General features: G+C 70.5%; 1 protein-coding gene. It reads right to left on the reverse strand.

From position 1 onward, the window contains the following. On the reverse strand, window positions 1–508 hold a 508-nt coding region (locus B7767_RS39780; RefSeq protein WP_256923739.1), incomplete at both ends, for a PP2C family protein-serine/threonine phosphatase.

Consider the following 508-nt stretch of genomic DNA (forward strand, 5'->3'; position numbering starts at 1 on the left):
GACGTGAATCTCCCCGCTGCGGACGAACACCGGTGGCGGGTGACCGCAGTTGAGGATGCTGACGTGTCCGCCGCCGTGCGGGATCTCGGCGATCAGGACGGTGGCGAAGTGCTCCGTCTGATCGTCGGCGGGGACCGCGGCGCCGTAGCGGGAAACGGTGATCTGGAGCCGGCTGACGACGGCCCTGAGGTCGGGCTGGTCGTACGCGTTCTCCCGGAAGCAGTTGGTCACCGCGGAGGCGACCCCCACCGCCGACAGGCCCTTGCCGCGCACGTCGCCGATGAGCAGCCGGACGCCGTGCGGCGTGTCGGCGACCTCGTAGAAGTCGCCTCCGATCCGGGCCTGTTCCTGGGCCGCCAGGTACAGCGACTCGATCTCGATGCTGCGGATCAGGTGCGGCAGCGGTCGCAGCAGCACCTTCTGCGCCGCGTCGGCGACGAGCCGGACCTGGAAGAGCGTCTCCTCCCGCTGGAGTCGCAGATGGCTCGCGTACGCGGCCGCCAGGGTG

It is taken from the genome of Streptomyces sp. 13-12-16 (genome assembly GCF_002114215.1).
Lineage (GTDB): Bacteria > Actinomycetota > Actinomycetes > Streptomycetales > Streptomycetaceae > Streptomyces.